22 protein-coding genes are annotated in these 16,460 nt (G+C 33.3%); 12 read left to right on the top strand and 10 right to left on the bottom strand.

The window, feature by feature from the left end:
- The first annotated feature begins 67 nt into the window (after positions 1–67).
- Positions 68–511: a D-aminoacyl-tRNA deacylase gene (gene dtd, locus IJI93_RS06965; RefSeq protein WP_292821577.1), complete on the top strand. Its 444-nt coding sequence runs from the start codon at positions 68–70 to the stop codon at positions 509–511.
- Here dtd and IJI93_RS06960 read toward each other — a convergent pair.
- Entirely contained in the window at positions 508–1,161 is a 654-nt protein-coding gene (locus IJI93_RS06960) for a hypothetical protein (protein WP_292821575.1), read from the bottom strand. The two genes, dtd and IJI93_RS06960, sit on opposite strands and share 4 nt — an antisense overlap.
- Before the next feature lie 59 nt (positions 1,162–1,220).
- On the opposite strand from IJI93_RS06960, the gene IJI93_RS06955 reads away from it, so the two are divergent.
- The gene (locus IJI93_RS06955; protein WP_292821573.1) at positions 1,221–1,631 is read left to right on the top strand and encodes a tetratricopeptide repeat protein; all 411 of its coding nucleotides are present in this window, start codon (positions 1,221–1,223) and stop codon (positions 1,629–1,631) included.
- Here IJI93_RS06955 and IJI93_RS06950 read toward each other — a convergent pair.
- Positions 1,628–2,104 carry a GNAT family N-acetyltransferase gene (locus tag IJI93_RS06950; protein WP_292821571.1) on the bottom strand — a complete coding sequence of 159 codons (477 nt, stop codon included), beginning with the start codon at positions 2,102–2,104 and terminating at the stop codon, positions 1,628–1,630. The two genes, IJI93_RS06955 and IJI93_RS06950, sit on opposite strands and share 4 nt — an antisense overlap.
- Before the next feature lie 121 nt (positions 2,105–2,225).
- Between IJI93_RS06950 and IJI93_RS06945 the strand changes: the two genes are divergently transcribed.
- From IJI93_RS06945 to ung, 3 genes are all read left to right on the top strand, one after another.
- Positions 2,226–2,696 (top strand): pyridoxamine 5'-phosphate oxidase family protein, encoded by a 471-nt coding sequence (locus IJI93_RS06945; protein ID WP_292821569.1) that lies wholly within the window; start codon positions 2,226–2,228, stop codon positions 2,694–2,696.
- 4 nt (positions 2,697–2,700) lie between these two features.
- A complete protein-coding gene (locus tag IJI93_RS06940; protein WP_292821567.1) occupies positions 2,701–3,147 on the top strand; it encodes a GNAT family N-acetyltransferase in 447 nt (148 codons plus the stop codon).
- A 226-nt stretch (positions 3,148–3,373) separates the two neighbouring features.
- Positions 3,374–4,033, top strand: a complete 660-nt coding sequence (gene ung, locus IJI93_RS06935) for a uracil-DNA glycosylase (RefSeq protein ID WP_292821565.1) — start codon at positions 3,374–3,376, stop codon at positions 4,031–4,033.
- Positions 4,034–4,035: 2 nt separating this feature from the next.
- Here the strand turns inward: ung and IJI93_RS06930 are convergent, their stop codons facing one another.
- The 6 genes from IJI93_RS06930 to IJI93_RS06905 all read right to left on the bottom strand — a co-directional run bounded on the left by IJI93_RS06930 (position 4,036) and on the right by IJI93_RS06905 (position 7,558).
- Positions 4,036–4,767, bottom strand: coding sequence for a flavodoxin family protein (locus IJI93_RS06930; RefSeq protein ID WP_292821563.1), 732 nt, complete (start codon positions 4,765–4,767; stop codon positions 4,036–4,038).
- The gene (locus IJI93_RS06925) at positions 4,764–5,387 is read right to left on the bottom strand and encodes a GNAT family N-acetyltransferase (RefSeq protein ID WP_292821561.1); all 624 of its coding nucleotides are present in this window, start codon (positions 5,385–5,387) and stop codon (positions 4,764–4,766) included. Before IJI93_RS06925 ends, IJI93_RS06930 begins: the two co-directional genes overlap by 4 nt.
- Positions 5,388–5,392: 5 nt before the next feature.
- Positions 5,393–6,004 (bottom strand): TetR/AcrR family transcriptional regulator, encoded by a 612-nt coding sequence (locus IJI93_RS06920; RefSeq protein WP_292821559.1) that lies wholly within the window; start codon positions 6,002–6,004, stop codon positions 5,393–5,395.
- 93 nt (positions 6,005–6,097) lie between these two features.
- A complete protein-coding gene (locus tag IJI93_RS06915) occupies positions 6,098–6,700 on the bottom strand; it encodes a hypothetical protein (RefSeq protein ID WP_292821557.1) in 603 nt (200 codons plus the stop codon).
- A gap of 25 nt (positions 6,701–6,725) precedes the next feature.
- The gene (locus IJI93_RS06910; protein WP_292821555.1) at positions 6,726–7,292 is read right to left on the bottom strand and encodes a hypothetical protein; all 567 of its coding nucleotides are present in this window, start codon (positions 7,290–7,292) and stop codon (positions 6,726–6,728) included.
- 83 nt (positions 7,293–7,375) lie between these two features.
- Complete coding sequence (locus IJI93_RS06905; RefSeq protein ID WP_292821553.1) at positions 7,376–7,558, bottom strand: MarR family transcriptional regulator; 183 nt, start codon at positions 7,556–7,558, stop codon at positions 7,376–7,378.
- A gap of 63 nt (positions 7,559–7,621) precedes the next feature.
- Here IJI93_RS06905 and IJI93_RS06900 point away from each other — a divergent pair, with 63 nt between their 5' ends.
- The 3 genes from IJI93_RS06900 to IJI93_RS06890 all read left to right on the top strand — a co-directional run bounded on the left by IJI93_RS06900 (position 7,622) and on the right by IJI93_RS06890 (position 10,348).
- Positions 7,622–8,356: a hypothetical protein gene (locus IJI93_RS06900; protein ID WP_292821551.1), complete on the top strand. Its 735-nt coding sequence runs from the start codon at positions 7,622–7,624 to the stop codon at positions 8,354–8,356.
- 56 nt (positions 8,357–8,412) lie between these two features.
- A complete protein-coding gene (locus IJI93_RS06895) occupies positions 8,413–9,861 on the top strand; it encodes an NAD(P)/FAD-dependent oxidoreductase (RefSeq protein ID WP_292821549.1) in 1,449 nt (482 codons plus the stop codon).
- Positions 9,862–10,012: 151 nt separating this feature from the next.
- Positions 10,013–10,348, top strand: coding sequence for a hypothetical protein (locus IJI93_RS06890; RefSeq protein WP_292821547.1), 336 nt, complete (start codon positions 10,013–10,015; stop codon positions 10,346–10,348).
- 7 nt (positions 10,349–10,355) lie between these two features.
- Here the strand turns inward: IJI93_RS06890 and IJI93_RS06885 are convergent, their stop codons facing one another.
- The gene (locus IJI93_RS06885) at positions 10,356–11,315 is read right to left on the bottom strand and encodes a PLP-dependent cysteine synthase family protein (RefSeq protein WP_292821545.1); all 960 of its coding nucleotides are present in this window, start codon (positions 11,313–11,315) and stop codon (positions 10,356–10,358) included.
- 124 nt (positions 11,316–11,439) lie between these two features.
- On the opposite strand from IJI93_RS06885, the gene IJI93_RS06880 reads away from it, so the two are divergent.
- Both IJI93_RS06880 and IJI93_RS06875 read left to right on the top strand, forming a co-directional pair.
- Positions 11,440–12,180, top strand: coding sequence for a hypothetical protein (locus IJI93_RS06880; RefSeq protein WP_292821543.1), 741 nt, complete (start codon positions 11,440–11,442; stop codon positions 12,178–12,180).
- 8 nt (positions 12,181–12,188) lie between these two features.
- Entirely contained in the window at positions 12,189–12,860 is a 672-nt protein-coding gene (locus IJI93_RS06875; RefSeq protein WP_292821541.1) for an isoprenylcysteine carboxylmethyltransferase family protein, read from the top strand.
- Here the strand turns inward: IJI93_RS06875 and IJI93_RS06870 are convergent, their stop codons facing one another.
- Positions 12,861–13,523 carry a class I SAM-dependent methyltransferase gene (locus IJI93_RS06870; RefSeq protein WP_292821539.1) on the bottom strand — a complete coding sequence of 221 codons (663 nt, stop codon included), beginning with the start codon at positions 13,521–13,523 and terminating at the stop codon, positions 12,861–12,863. It abuts the gene before it with no gap.
- A 226-nt stretch (positions 13,524–13,749) separates the two neighbouring features.
- Here IJI93_RS06870 and IJI93_RS06865 point away from each other — a divergent pair, with 226 nt between their 5' ends.
- Positions 13,750–14,589: a pyridoxamine kinase gene (locus tag IJI93_RS06865; protein ID WP_292821537.1), complete on the top strand. Its 840-nt coding sequence runs from the start codon at positions 13,750–13,752 to the stop codon at positions 14,587–14,589.
- Between the two features lie 264 nt (positions 14,590–14,853).
- Positions 14,854–16,460, top strand: a 1,607-nt coding sequence (locus IJI93_RS06860) for a glycosyltransferase family 39 protein (protein WP_292821535.1), incomplete at its 3' end; no start/stop codon positions are given.

Below are 16,460 nucleotides of genomic sequence, written 5' to 3'. Positions count from 1 at the left end.
TTAACCAAAATCATTCTTCTCTTTTTTTTAAAAAAATTTATTTAAATCAAAATTTATAGTATATCTTATGAAATTAGTTGTTCAGAGAGTTACAGATGCAAGCGTTGAAGTCGATGGTGAAATAGTCGGCGAGATTGGTGAAGGATTAATGGTTTTGGTTGGATTTGGTGTTAATGATACTGCCAAAGAGGCAGACTATCTTGCAAAAAAACTTGTAAAATTAAGAATCTTTCAAGATGAAAACGGGAGGATGAACAAGTCTGTAAAAGATATTGGAGGCAAACTGTTGCTTGTTCCTCAATTCACATTATATGGTTCAACCAAAAAGAACAGACCATCATTTCACAAGGCTCTAAACCCTGAAGATGCAACTGAATTATTTGACTATTTTACAAATCAGTGCTCTGAGAGTGTTGATGTTGAAACAGGTGAATTCGGAGCATACATGAAAGTTAGCTTATTGAACAACGGTCCTGTAACGATTCTGCTTGAAAAGGAATTTGAGGATTAGAATAGCTTTTCACCACTATACTCATTTTCCTCAGTATATATTCTAATCAGAGTATCGACAGTGTCGTCATACATCAGCCTATATCCTATGGCGCCGCCTGCATCGGTTTCCACATTGTTGATTGAAGTGTCGCTATACTCGCCGCAGTTGTTAATAATATACCACATTCCGTGGGGGGTATAAATGAACAGTTCCCCTTCACCGTATTCAGCACCATTCTTAAAGCTGTCTGCAGGGTCATAAATCTTAGTTGAATGAACTGCCAGTCTTGAGAGGTCCTGTTTAGGATGGGTTCCGGTTTTCTTAAACAATATATTTAACCAGTTATATGCATTATCCTTAAGATTTGCTTTGGCTATAGGGTCTTCAAACGCTTTTTTAATTTTGTTTTGTCTTTTTTCAAGAGTGTTTTCTATTCCAAGAATCTCTTCAACTTTTGCAACGTCCTTTTCAAGGCACCTATATCCTTCAGGCCTTCCTGTAACTTTGATGATGCCATCGACAAAGTCCTTTCGTCTGAAGTCCCTCATATATGATTTGACCTTTTCAAAATCTTCATCAGGTATTTTTTGGTTTAATCCATAAAGATATCCGTATTCATTGGCGTCATAGCATTTGGTTTCTAGTTTCAATTCTTTTTTATCTTCCATTCAAACCACATTTTAAAAGTGTTAATATTATTTAATAGTAAACAGACATAATATATTTTATGGGATTACTGGACAAAGTTTTTAATAAAAAATCAGATGAAAAAACTAAAAGGGAAGTTAAGGATGGCTTCGATAAAAATGAAGCTAATGAAATTTTCGACATTCTTGACAAACAGGACACAAAGGAAGCTAAAAAGTTAAGCAAAAATATGCAAAAGGAAGTTGATTTAACCAAAGAGGTTTCCAATTTATTGAAACAAGCCAAAAAGACAAATTCCATTGAACTGTATGAAAAGGTATTGGTGATTCAGCCGGAAAATGCTGAGGCATATGAAGGATTGGCCAACATTTATAAAAACAATAACGATACAGATAATGAGATTAAAGTTCTAAAATTGGCTGTACAAAAAATTGACGGCAATAATAAAATAAAAAATAAGCTGATGCAAAGATTAAAGGAAATCAATTAATCTTCGGCAAGCTTTTTTAGGTTATCTCCTGTAAGGTGGAATACGTTCCAGTCTTTTTGCTCTGCTCCAAGTGAAAGATAAAAGTCAATGCTGGGTTTATTCCATGAAAGGCATGTCCATTCAAACCTGCCGTATCCCCTTTCAACTACGATTTTGGCAAGTTTTTTAAGGAGTGCTTTACCATAGCCTTTTCCCCGATATTCCGGATCAATGAAAAGGTCTTCCAGATGAAGGTTGACATTTGAGATATAGGTTGAAAAGCTTAAGAAGAATAATGCAAATCCAATCTCATTTCCATCTTCAAGTGCGAATATAACTTCGGCCTGATGTTTATCAAAAATCCATTTTTCCAGTTCATCTTCTGTTGCAATAACTTCATCCAATCTTTTTTCGTAATCTGCAAGCTTTTTGATGAATTCCAAAATTAAGCCAACATCTTCACGTGTTGCATCTCTAAACGCTAACTTATTCATTATAATTCCTCATTTAAAAATTTCTAATACTTGTTTTTAGTATATATTTTAATGTAGTTAAATATTGTTTTTAATAGTAGGATAATAAAATATTTTTAAAAGTTTTATCATATAATAAAGCATGTTTAGAAAAATGAGACGTCTTGGACAGCAGTTATCAAATGAGGAATGCATTGATATTTTAACTAATGAACCTCGTGGAGTTTTAGCTGTTTTGGGCGATGATGATTATCCCTATACAGTTCCTATGAGTCATGTTTATGTGGACGGTAAAATCTATTTTCACGGAGCAAAAACAGGCCATAAGATTGATGCAATCAAAAAACATTCTAAAGTCTCATACTGTGTACTGGATAAGGGTGTCAAAGAAAAGGACAGCTGGTGGTATACATTCAGAAGCGTGGTGGTATTCGGAAGAATCACCATTTTATGCGATGATGGGGAAAAAATCGATAAGCTGACTCATCTTGGAAACAAGTTTTTCCCGACACCTGAAGAAACTCAGGATGAGATTGACAGATTGCTGGATAGGACTGAAGTTTTTGAAATAACAATTGACCATATGACCGGCAAGGTAGTTAAAGAAAAATGATATTATGGATTGGAAACTAAAAAAATTTGATGAACTCAGTGTCTATGAGCTGTATGAAATTTTAAAGTTAAGATCAGAAGTCTTCGTTGTAGAACAGGATTGCGTCTATCAGGATTTGGATGACAAGGATAAGCTGGCTTTTCATCTGTTTTTACAGGATGGTGATGAAGTCATCGCGGTATTGCGAATTCTTCCTGAAAACGTTTCGTATGAGGACATGGCCATTGGAAGAGTCATTGTTGAACAGTCCCATAGGGGTCAGGGGATTTCACGTGAGATGATGAAGAAAGCTATTGATTTTATAATTGAAGATTTTGGCAAATCCAGGATAAAGCTTTCAGGACAGGCGTATCTTAGTGAATTCTATCAGAGTTTGGGCTTCAGGAAAGTTTCAGACTGCTATCTTGAAGATGGCATTGAGCATTTTGAGTTTTTATATGAAATTGGCTGAAGGTCGATTGTTAAAAAAATGTTAAATTTGCCATAATTTAATTGTTTTATCTACATCTGCTTTTCATTTAAATTATATTTTTAACTTTGATATTAATAAAATATATTTGGATATTGTTAAATTTATAGATGTTAATCAATTATCAATTTAATTAATCGTTATTTAATTTAAATTGCATAGTCAAAATGAAGAAAAAATATATACTTTCAATAACAAAATCATTTTCATGATAGGTAACGATTGGGACGCTGCACTTGAAGAAGAATTCAATAAGGACTACTTTTTAAAAGTCAAAAAATTTGTAGATGATGAATACCGCACAAAAACGATTTATCCTCCCTATGAAGAAATTTTCAATGCTTTTAAGTTAACCCCATTGGGCAACGTTAAAGTGGTAATATTGGGCCAGGATCCATATCATGAAAAGGGCCAGGCTCATGGGCTTGCCTTTTCTACACCTGAAGGCCGTCCAATCCCAAGGTCCCTTAAAAATATCTTTAAGGAAATTAATGATGAGTATGGCTATCAGATTCCTGAGTCAGGATGTCTTGAAAAATGGGCATGCCAGGGAGTATTTCTGCTGAATACAGTATTGACAGTTGAGCAGGGAAATGCAAATTCTCACAGCAAATGCGGATGGCAAACATTTACGGATAATGTTATTAAAATATTGAACAGTCAAACCCAACCGATTGTGTTTCTGCTTTGGGGAAAACAGGCAGAAAAGAAAAAAGAGTTAATTACAAATCCAAATCATCTGGTGTTGATAACATCCCACCCGTCTCCTTTTTCTGCAAGAAGGGGTTTTTTAGGATCCAATCATTTTAAGAGGGCAAATGAATTTCTAAGCCGAAACGGTGTAGATGAAATCGATTGGAAATTGTAGTATCATTTCATAACTCTTTTTAGTATATAGTACATTACTTTTGCAAAGATTTTTTTAATGAAATTAAGTTTCACAATTGGTGAAAATTCATGATTTATCAAACCGCTGCTTTCCCAATATAGTTTATCTGCCTTAATCGGGTCATTGGATGCTGCAAGTGCTCTCCAAACATTGTAAAAAATCAAATCGCCTATCTTTGGGGAATGCAGTTTTTTCGATTTCACATCATCGCTGAATTTTCGAGAAGCTTTATCAATATCTTTTGTCTCCAATTCTTCCTTTCCACCACATTTGACGGTTGCTTTATATATTCTGTTAAATCCCCAGTGTCTTAGAGTTTCATCAATGTAATTTGCAACTTTTTTTTCTCCGGCTCCGGCAGTTGAGACAAGTATCAATGCTTTCTTGTCAAAAAATGCCGGCCTGTGGTAGAAATAGGCAGTATGGTCAAAGAAATTTTTTAAAAGTCCGGTTACGTTCATTGCATATACCGGAGAAGCAATAATCAAAGCGTCACAGTCTTTAATTTTCTCAACAATCGGATTCATTTTATCAAAGTGCGGGCATTTTGTTTCTGATTCAAAGATACAGTTACAGCATCCATTGCACATTGGTATTTTTTCTTTCATTAACTGTATCTCTTCGAATTCTCCTTCTAAATTGCTTTGTGCCTGTTTAACCATATTCCAGGTATTTTTCTTTCTTGGTGAACCGTTAATTATCAGATATTTCATTGTTTCATCTCGCTTAACTGTCCTTCTTGGACCTTTTTTTGCTTATATTCAAATTTTTTGTCAAATTCATCAACGTCGCTTTCACATACATTAAACACATCAGGATTTGAAAATGTAGCCTCTTTGCAGTTGATTTCATCTTTATCAAATATTTTTATCATGAAAAAAGGGCATTCATCGTCATGGTCTGTGCCTTCTAAAAACATGTTGTATTTTGATGCGCTTTCAAATCCAAATCTCCTGTAATAATTTTCATCTCCAACTACAAATACGAATGGGATACTTTCATCTTCAATTATGTTTAGTGTATATCTAATTAATTTAGAGCCGTATCCCTGATTTTGATAATTTTCATCAATTGAAATCGGACCCAATATCAAACCCCTTTCGCTTTTCCCGTCATCATAGTCTATTGTACCATAGGAATAGTTAATGTGGCCTATGATTTTATCGTCTTTTTTAATCACATATGCCAATTCCTTTACAAAGGAGGGGTCATCTCTTAAATTGTGCACAATATAATGCTCCCATGCACCTGGGCGATATATATTCCAAAAGGCATTTCTGACGAGGTTTTCTACTTCCAGATAATCGTTTTCATTTTCCAATCTTATTTTCATGTTATTCACTCAATTTTAACGGAATTGTATATCAGTTCCATATGCTGCTGGCTTTTTTTTGCCAATGTGGCTAAAAATTCTTCATCATCTTCAGGATAATTAATAATGAAGTGTTCGATTAGCAGGAATAATCCATAGTAATAAAATGATCTGGCCAGTTGCACGGATTCATAATCATTATTGATAAGATTTTTTTCCTTCATTAAATCAAACAGCTCACTCCATCCCCTGATTGCATGTTCGATAATAGCCACTTTTACAAAATCTTTGATTTTTTCATTGTGGTATGATTCAATCAGGATTATTCTTGTTATTTTCATCATTTTATCTTCACTTAGCTTTGAGATATACAAATCTAAACCTGCCTTATAGAAGTACTCGAAACTGACATCCAGATTTTTGCTTGCCTGTGCAAGAGGAATCTCCTCTTTGGTCATTTCCTGAATATAATAGTTCAGTATCTCATCTATAATAGATTCCTTACTAGGGTAATGATTATAGATGGAACTTTCCTTAATTCCAACTTCACCTGCAATTTGGCGAATTGACACACCATCATAGCCATATTGTGAAAATAAATCAATTGAAACGTCAAATATCTTTTCTTTCGTTGTCATATCATCATCAACTAACACTTGTTAGTTATAATTTTATGGGTAGCATATATAAAACTAACGATTGTTAGTTTAAAAATTTCAAAAAAATATAAATTAAGTCATAACTCCAAAATTGATTCCGCCTGTTCCCAATGAAACGAATGTGTGAGAGCCGCTGCCGCTTGACGGATAATCGGACCTTTGAGATTCGATTGCATTGACAATCTGATAGTTCTTATACTCATTATCCAAAATGGAATAGAACTCTGTGTGATTGTATTTTGATGGTGATGCGCTTTTTACAATCTCTTCAATAGTAGGTGTTATTTCACTGCCTCTCCAGGTTATGTAGTAGAATTCTTCGCCGGCTGAAAACCATAGTTTTGAGTTGTTTGTACCGTCATGGCGGTCATAGCTCATGAAATGAATGGCATCATGGCCTGAAACATTAACCTTTTCTGCATAGCTATTGTGCTCTAGAAAATATCCGTATAAGCTCATAATTTGGGGATTGACAAATCTGATTGTAAATTCATCGATATCCTCATCAAACTCATACATGTTAAAGTCGCTTGAATAGGGATTTTCGTATTGTGGAGGAATTTTGAATTCTTCATATCCTACACTGACTTCGGTCCAGTTTGAGCTGTCAACGGCATTTGCAACATTAATTACGATTAAAAGTGAAAATAAAAAAATTAGAATTTTCTTAAGCATGATAATACTATGTGTCTAATGATATTTAAATCACTATTTTATATGAGGATGTTCTCTTTTCACGGTCCTTGGAGTCCATATCAACCAAATCATAAACCAGAGGATTTCTGATTAGCATTTCCCATACTTCATAAGTAACTTTGATAAAGTCATCATTCAATTTAATATGATCTCGCAAAATTGGACATTCATAGGGAAATTCTGTTTCATCTAAGATAAGATGGAATTCGCCATTTTTTGATATATGGGGAACTAACGGGAAAGTTCTGCATTGTATCGGCCTGATGGACCTGTCACATTTTGGCGGGTTAACGCATTTGACCAGGTAAATGCTGTCTTTCCAGGAGTGGGGATATCTAATTTCTGATGAATCCATGTAATACAGCTCGAACTCAGGGCTGTCTTCATACATCAGCTCCTCACCGGGCAACAAATATAAGACAAGCTCTTCTGTGTGATTAGTGTCGGCATCATAAACGCAACAAACCTCGCCGCATAATTTGCCGCAGTCAAAATCAACCGGCGTGACCTCATCAAGCCTTTCGTATATCTTTTTGATTGATTTTTTCATTTCAAGAGCACTGATTTCCATAATATCAAAAATATTTATTTAAAAAATAATTTGAATGTATTGCATTTTACAATAAAAAAAGAAGATGATTGGGGGGATAATAATTATTTATCCGCCAATGTCCAATAGCATCTTTTAGGTGAAACTATAGTTTCGTCTTTTTTAAGATCCTTCATGATTTTGTCCACTTCTTTTTTCTCGACACCTGAAAGTTCACTAACTTTTTTAGCGTTCAATGGTTCATCTGAATTTTTAAAGGCTTCAATAACTTTTTCTTTGTTATCCATAATATCACCTAATTATTATTATGTTTAAATAATTATATAAATTATAAAATTGAAATTAAGTTCATGGTTAAAAAAGAGCATATTGCAGTTTTAATATTGATACTTGTTATTTTTCTTTTCAGTATGCTTATCGTTAATGAAACTCTTTTTAAGGGGGATGCTGAGATAAATGCTACTTCAACAGCTACGCATGAAGTCCTATCAAATTCAACAGATGAACCTGGTACGGTTGAAGTAATAAGAAATATTGGAAATCCCAACGGCAAAAAAATAGCCTATGTGGTTGGAGTTCATCCATTGGAGTATCAGACCCATCGCACATTAGTCAAATTATTGCCGAATATGACCAATTTAACTTGTTGCTATGACATCTACATAATCAATGTTACTGAAGACGTAGGCTATTATGGTGACGGCTCATCGGATAACAGTCAGGGAAGGCAAAACGGACAGATTCTGGCTTATAAATATGTCTATCCTGAAATTCTGAAAGGTGATTATGACCTGGCCATTGATGTTCACTCGAATGTTGGAGCATATCCTTTCAAAACATTTGTCTTCAGTCCGGTTAAGGAGGCAGCCAGTGCGCAATATGCAAGAGATGTCGCAAACAGCTGTGAAAATATTTCATATTATGCGCCCGATTCAACAACAAGCGGTCCGTATTTGACAGTTCCTTTAAATGAAAATGGAATTCCGGCATTTTACTTTGAAGAATACAGTTTCGCCAGTCAGGATGTGAAGGACAGTCATATGTTGGAACTTATTTCAGCCATTGATAAACTGAAATTCAGTTAAAAATTTATATTCTTTTAAACATATTTTTAATAGATTATCACATTAGAGGTTAATTCATGGATTATGATGTAATATATATTGGCAGTGGAAACGCAGCATGGCAAGGTGGCCGATTTTTAAGAAAGGCTGGGCTCAAAATTCTAATCGTTGAAGAAAGCTTGTATGGCGGAGCATGTGCAAACAGGGGTTGCAATTCAAAGGCATTGCTTGATGCTCCATATGAGATTAAGGCATTGGCCGATAATTTTGAGGGAGTTGGAAAATCCGGCAACTTTGAAGTCAACTGGTCAGATTTAATGAAATTTAAACAAAAACGTATTGCCGGCATGTCATTGTTTTTAGACGGCAAGTTCGATGAATATGACTTGGATGTTGCCCATGGAAAAGGGGTAATTGTCGATGAACACACCGTCCAGGTTGGAGATAAGAAATTCACCACAGAGAAAATAGTTATCTGCACTGGATTGAAACCTGTTATTCCAGATATCAAAGGCAGTGAATATCTGCATGACAGCACTGACTTTTTAGATATTGCCGATTTGCCGAAACACACAATCATTATAGGTGCAGGTTTTGTAGGGATGGAATTCGCTTCAATACTTGCTGAAGCCGGCCTTGAGGCTGATGTGATAATCAGGGGAAACATGGCTTTGAAGTATTTCCACCAGCCTTATGTTCAAAACGTGATTCATATATTGGAAGATAAAGGAATCCGCTTCCATTTCAACCAGCAGGTTAAAGAGATTATTGCAAATGTTGACATTGACAATCCAGAAGATAAGGTTCAAAATGCTGTTCAGGGATTGAATGCTAATGAGGATTTAAGAGATCCTGATGCTAAGGATGATAACAAAGCCTATGAAAACGGATTTACAGTCAATTGCGAAAGTGGACTGAGCATCACTGGAGACTATGTTATCGCAGCAATTGGAAGAGAGGCAAACGTGGAAGATATCGGTCTTGAAAATGTGGGCTTGACATATACTCGGCAGGGAATTAAAGTAAACGGTCACCTGCAAACAGAAGTTCCAAATATCTATGCATCCGGAGATGTTGCCGACACGGGCATCGCCAAACTTGTAACAGTTGCAATACATCAATCCAAATATCTTGCAAAAGAGCTATTGGGCGAAGCTGATGAGATAACATATCCTGTTGTTCCGGCGGTTGCATATACAATTCCTAGAATAGCCACAGTTGGCATACCTGCTTATATTGCAGAGAAAAGCGATGAATATGAAGTTCATAGAATTAGATATGGCAGGTCATACTCCTTAGAGCTTAAAAATGATTTGACTGCTGAAGCAAAAGTGATTGTAGATAAGGACTTGCAGATTGTAGGAGCGGAGATATATGCTGCGGATGCAGAAAATGTAGCTAATATGTTTGCTTTCATCATAAACAAGAGGATTACTTTAGAAGAGCTTGATTATATGATTTATGCATTCCCTTCAAGCAGTTCTGTATGCTTGTACAAATTGCACAATATTCATTATGATTTGTAACTTAAGTTTGATGAGTGTACATGAATTTTTAGTCAAAGCTATAATTATTTGGGTGTGTTGGAATTTTATCAACATATTTAAATATAAGATGAATTTAAGTATATTTACTGACAAGAGAACGATTTGTAGAATAATATTTCGGTGATTTTAAATGAGTGATGAAAAAATTACTTATAGGGATGTTGAAGAGTATGAGAAATTTTTCACATTGGCCCCAACATTTTTGCTTGAAAGATTTGCTAAAAAGAATACCAATATAGTTTTAAAGTTCGAATCAAAAGCCGAATCTTATTTATCTAAATTAACTGATAGTCAAAAAAGTAAATTGGACATAGTTTTAAATACTAAAATCGATGAGTTACAATCCATTATGGATGAAGCATATCGAAATACCGGTAAAAAACAATACCAGATTTTCGCTAATCCCAAATACAGGGAGTTCATTGAGATAAATCTTAAACAATTAGATAAGATGGTGAATAAATAATTAGCTTCTAAATTACCTCAAAGTCTATAAGCCTTATTTTATTAGAAAGCAGTTTAGGATCATCATCAATTTCTTCTGAAAGCTTTGTAGTAATATACTTTTTATTGTCATCTGCAAAGACGGTGGCGATATTCAAATTATCATCATCAATCAAAACGGACGCTAGGAAGTTTGCTCCACTGGAAATGCCAATTCCCAAACCAAACTCTTTAGCTATTCTTTTAGACATGTTGATTGCATCCAAATCATCAATCAAAACAATATCGTCTATTATATCTTTTTCAATTATGCTTGGAATAAAGTCATCACCGATTCCTTCAATCATGTGGGTTCCCTCTTCCATTCCCATTTTAAGGATTGATAATGTTGATGGTTCAAGAGCGATTATTTTTGAATCTGGATTATTTTCTTTCAATCTTTTCCCGATTCCCATTAAAGTTCCGCCAGTTCCGATACCTGAAACGAAAGCGTTTACGTGAGGTGCGGCGTCAATGATTTCTTGACCTGTTGTTGTATATTGCGCTTCAACGTTTAACATATTATCAAATTGGAGAGGTCTGTATGCGTCAGTTTCTTTGGCAAATTCTTCTGCAAGCTCCAATGCTTTTTTGAATCCGCCTTCTTCTTTAGATACAAGATGAACATGGGCACCATACATTTCTATGAGGTTTCTTCTTTCAAGAGATACCCAGTCGGGCATGAAAATATGAACGTCATGGCCGAATAGTGCACCGATGGCGCTAAAGGAAATGCCGGTATTTCCACTTGTTACTTCAACAATAGCTTGACCTTCTTTTAAATTTCCGTTTTCCTTTTCTTTTTCTATAATATATAAAGCAATTCTATCTTTTATACTTCCTGAATAATTGTAGAATTCAAGTTTTGAGTAAACGCTGCCAATTTTTCCTTCATACTCATAATCAATTTTTATCATTGGAGTATTGCCAATCAATTTACCAATATTCATAATATTCAATCCAATTTAATAATGTAACATTATTATATTTGCATATTTATAATAATATATTTTTTTCATTTTTTGCTTTTTTAGAGTGATAAATTTATTAATTAAAAAATTTATATTAGATTTAATGTTAAAAAGAAGACTCAAATTGATATTATTGATAGCTTTGGTGGTTGTAATTTTTGCGATATTGGTTGTTAATCCTTTTAAGGTAATTAATGATGAATTATCAGCAAATGGCACTTCTGCAGTAACTCATGAACTTATTGCAAATAACTCTTCTGATGGAGGGTCTGTTGAAGTTATAAGAAATATCGGAAATCCCGATGGTAAAAAGATAGCATATATTGTTGGTGTTCATCCATTGGAAAATGATACTCATAAGACACTGCTTAAGCTTCTGCCGACAGTAGATAATCTGAACTATTGCTATGATATATATGTCATCAATGTCTCTTTGGACTTTAGCCAATATGGACACTTATTGCCTGACGATGAACCTGGAAGGGCAACAGGACAGGATTTGGCTTATAAATATGTATATCCGCAAATAGTTAATGGAAGCTATGAATTGGCTGTTGATGTACATGCACACGGCGGTGCTTATGGCGATTACAACACATTTGTTTTCTGTCCGGTTGATGGTGAAACAGGTGAAAGCTATGGACGAAACGTTTCCCAAAGCACACAGAACATCTCATATTATAACCCATATCATACAACAAGCGGACCTTATCTGACAATTCCTTTAAATGAGCATGGCACACCTGCATTTTATTTTGAGGAAAATAGCTTCATTACTCAAAGTATTAAGGATAATCACATGCTGGAACTTATTCACGCTGTCGATAATTTAAAATTCAGTTAAGTGTTAAAATGGATAGTGGTTTATTGTTACAGGCAACAAAAAAATTCGTTTTAGGATTGCTTGTAGTTGGATTGTTGATATTTCTACCTGCTGGAACAATAGATTTTCCGAATGGATGGCTATTTATAGGATTGTTGTTTATTCCCATGTTGATTATGGGAATAATAATATTTATTAAAAATCCTGCCTTATTGCAAAAGAGATTAAATGCGAAGGAAAAGGAATCCGAGCAAAAACTAGTTGTTTTGCTCAGCGGTCTGATGTTTATATCTGCATTTGTTTTGGCCGGTTTAAACTATAGATTCAACTTGACTAAACTTCCATCAATTATCGTAACAATATCATCCATAATATTTTTGTTGGCATATGTGATGTATATTGAAGTATTGCGTGAAAATGAGTATCTGTCCCGAACTATTGAGGTAGATGAGAATCAAAAAGTAATTGATAAAGGTTTATACGGCATTGTTAGACATCCTATGTATACTTCAACAATATTCCTGTTTTTATCAATGCCCTTGATTTTAGGTTCCATATATTCATTTGTCATATTGCTGATTTATCCTATTTTAATTGCATTTAGAATTAGAAATGAAGAAAAAGTGTTGGAACACGAATTGGATGGCTACAGAGAATATAAAAATAAAGTAAATTATAAGATTTTCCCATTGATATGGTAGTTATTTTTTCGCGACGAAACATATCCAATTGGCATAATCGCCTGTAAATGAATCTATTGACTCTTTTTTAAAACAGGCAATATCACAAAAACCCGCATTAGTTAATGAGTCATTTAATTCCTTTTCAGAATAGATATTGGCATCCAACAGTTCAATGAATTCCTTTTGGCGTTCATCATCTTTTATTGGAAGTGCTTCATTGGCTATGAATATGATTCCACCATCTTTTAGGACTCGTTTGACTTCTTTTAAATCATTTTCAAAATCAGGCCAGAAATAAACGGTTTCAAAAGCGGTGATGATATCAAAGCTGTTATCTTCAAATGGCAGTTTTGAAACGGATCCCTTTATGATTTCACATCTTTTATCTTCAATTGCTTTTTTGTTTAATTCGATGGATTTTTTGACTGCAACATCTGAGTAATCAATCCCGTAAACATTATTGTCAGTCATTTTTAGAAATCTTTTCACGTTTACTCCGCCGCCACATCCAATATCTAAAATAATATCCTTTTTGGAGATTTCTAAATGGTTTACACTCCATTGTGCTAGATTTTTATGATTTTCATTCATCATATCTATTAACTTTTCTCCAAGTTCGCCTTCAGGCTTTCGGGCATTGATTAACAGTTCATTGTTTAGATATTTTTCTTTATTGGGCATGATATTCCTCTCAGACTGTACTAATCCTATTTTGTTTTTTCAATTTATAATATTATTTTTCTATTATTAATTACATTCAGTGTACATTTATGTACTATAAAGCTTTATATAGTTCATTATATAATAATATAAATATAAATTTTAGCAATTTAATTTTAAAGAAAAAAATATATAACTATTGTTAACAATATTTATATGTTAATTAAATGTAATTTGAGTTGAAAAGATGAGTGAAACAACAAAAATTTTAACCATTCAAGATATTTCCTGTTTTGGGCAGTGCTCAATAACAGTTGCGTTGCCGATTATTTCTGCTTTTGGAATAGAAACTGCAATTCTTCCTTCTGCTGTTTTATCAACACACACTTCAGGTTTTGAAGGATTTACCGTAAGGGATTTGACAGAAGATCTCCCGGCTATCCAAAAGCATTGGGAAAAGGAAGGAATATATTTCGATGCAATATATACAGGATTCATTGCATCAATGGAACAATTGGATTACATTAAAGATATTATAGATTCAAGATTAAAGCCTGACGGGCTTGTATTTGTTGACCCGGCCATGGCAGACCATGGAGAATTTTACAATGGTTTTGACCAGGAGTTTGCAGACAAAATGGGGGAACTTTGTAAATTGGGAGATTATGTCCTTCCAAACACAACTGAAGCCTGCTATTTATTGCATAAACCTTGGAAAGAGGAATTTACAAGAGAAGAAATGTTGGACATGGCAAATGAACTTTCAAAGTTCACAAAAAGACATGTTATCTTAAAAGGAGATACCAATGAAGAAGATAAGTTGGGAATGATTGTTTTGGATAAACAGGAATCTTCCTTGGAAATTGTTTACAATGACAAGATAGATTATGTATCTCATGGAACCGGGGACGTATTTGCTTCAGCATTTGTCGGATCGACTATGGTTGGCAAGACTCCAACACAAGCTTCACAAATTGCAGGAGAGTTTACCAAAAGAGCAATTGAAAAAACAGTTGGTGATGAAAACCATAAATATGGAGTCAAATTCGAACAGGTTATTTTAGATTTAAAAGAATTGCTGATGTGATTTTAATATTAATTGAACTGGGATAATTATTCTTTTGTTCAAATTAATATTCATTCATATTTTTTTTATTGCTAATTTTTTATTAATTAAAGTATAAGTTGACTTTTCAATACTTTTCTTAAAAATAATATTTTTTCAAAGTCAAACAGTTATTTATATTAATTAAAAGTGAATATATTATATTTAATGCTCATTGAGTGTATGGAACTGTTTTTATTTAAGACATTTCTTTTTCAACGAAACTTTTCATGAAATAGGGATAAAATGGTTAATAAAGTTTTTAATTTAAATAAAAAGGATTATTTATATTTGGTAATTGTTTTTATTTTTTCTATGGGTTTGATTTATTTTAGAACTCAATATCATTTGTCTGGAGGCATTTTTTATCCGGATAAAGCCCTTTATTTAATCACTGCTTTAAAATATAGTGGATTGGATTATTACGGTATTGCCAATCCAAGTGATATTTTTTATAGTCCCGTTATTTCATTTTTAACATCATTGCTCTTTAGAATGGGTCTTGTTGACCAGTTGGCAATTTCGTTGGTTTCATCTTTTTTTGCACTATTCGGATTTCTTGGATTATACATCCTGTTGAGATTCAGATTCAATTCAATTTTATCTTTAACCGGTGTTGTGATTTATGGAAGTGTATCTGAACTGTTAATTAATTTGTCAAGTGGTTTATTAGATGTTCCTTCTGTTTCCGTATCTATTTTAGTGCTTTTATTTGGAATAATGGCTGTTGACAAAGATTCAAAATATTTCATTATCACTTTTTTACTACTGGTTATAGGATTTTTTACAAGATATACCGTTGGATTCATGTTGCCTGTACTAATATTGTATTATGTCATGAAAAGGGATCTTATAGGAAATATTGAGTGCATCATCCGGGATAAATCTCTTTTCAAGGAAAAATTGAATAATTATCTAAAAAGTTCTGAGTTTAAATATATTGTTTTATCAGTAATTTTAAGCATTATTTTATTTGCCGTCATATGTAAGTATTTGATTCTTGATTATGGCGGGGATTTGACTTTCATTCATCAGTCTGCAAGCACAATTAAGAATTCAAATTACGGCGTTAGTGGTGGAATTGATGTTGTATATGATAAATTATTTTATTTGAAAAATTTCTCGAAAATACTATTCAGTGAAAATCGTGCTTTAGATAGGGTTTTTTCAGTTATAATTTATTGTATTATTGGATTTGGAGCAATATTTAAATTAAATTATCTTATTAAGAATTTTTCTCAAATTGCAGGGCCTGTTAAAGAGTGGAGAACAGAAAACTTTAAAAAATTATTAATTGCATTATTGATTGTATTGATAATACTGACATTCATTTCATTTAAGGTGTTTTCCAGCCATATATTAACTAATATTTTATTTTTGATGTCAATACCTATTATTTATTATTTAATAAGTGAGTTTAATGTAAATAAGAATGAACAGGCTTTAAACTTATTATTCTTATCTTATTTTATGATTAATTTAATTTTCCTATCAATATATCAAACCAAGACTTTACGTTATTCAATACAGTTTTTACCTCCTTTAATTTATATCATCATATATTGTCTTGAAGGAATTTTGGACAATTTCAGAAATAAAAATGATTTTAAAGCGAATTTAAATGAAAATACATTTAATGAAAAGGAATATCCGAAGTATAAAGTAGGTCTTTTAATAGTGCTGATGATAGTTTTAGTAATTTCCTCATTTTCATTTATTGTGGGAGATGAAATTACAGGTAACCATTATGATGTCTCTCATGTAACGGATTTTATTATCAGCAACGATTCTGATTATCATCAAAAAACTTTTGCATCAAACCTTAGAGATTATAGGATAATAAAATGGTACTT

The sequence above is a fragment of the Methanobrevibacter sp. genome (genome assembly GCF_017431965.1).
GTDB lineage: Archaea > Methanobacteriota > Methanobacteria > Methanobacteriales > Methanobacteriaceae > Methanocatella.
This window is presented reverse-complemented; position numbering and strand designations above follow the sequence as displayed.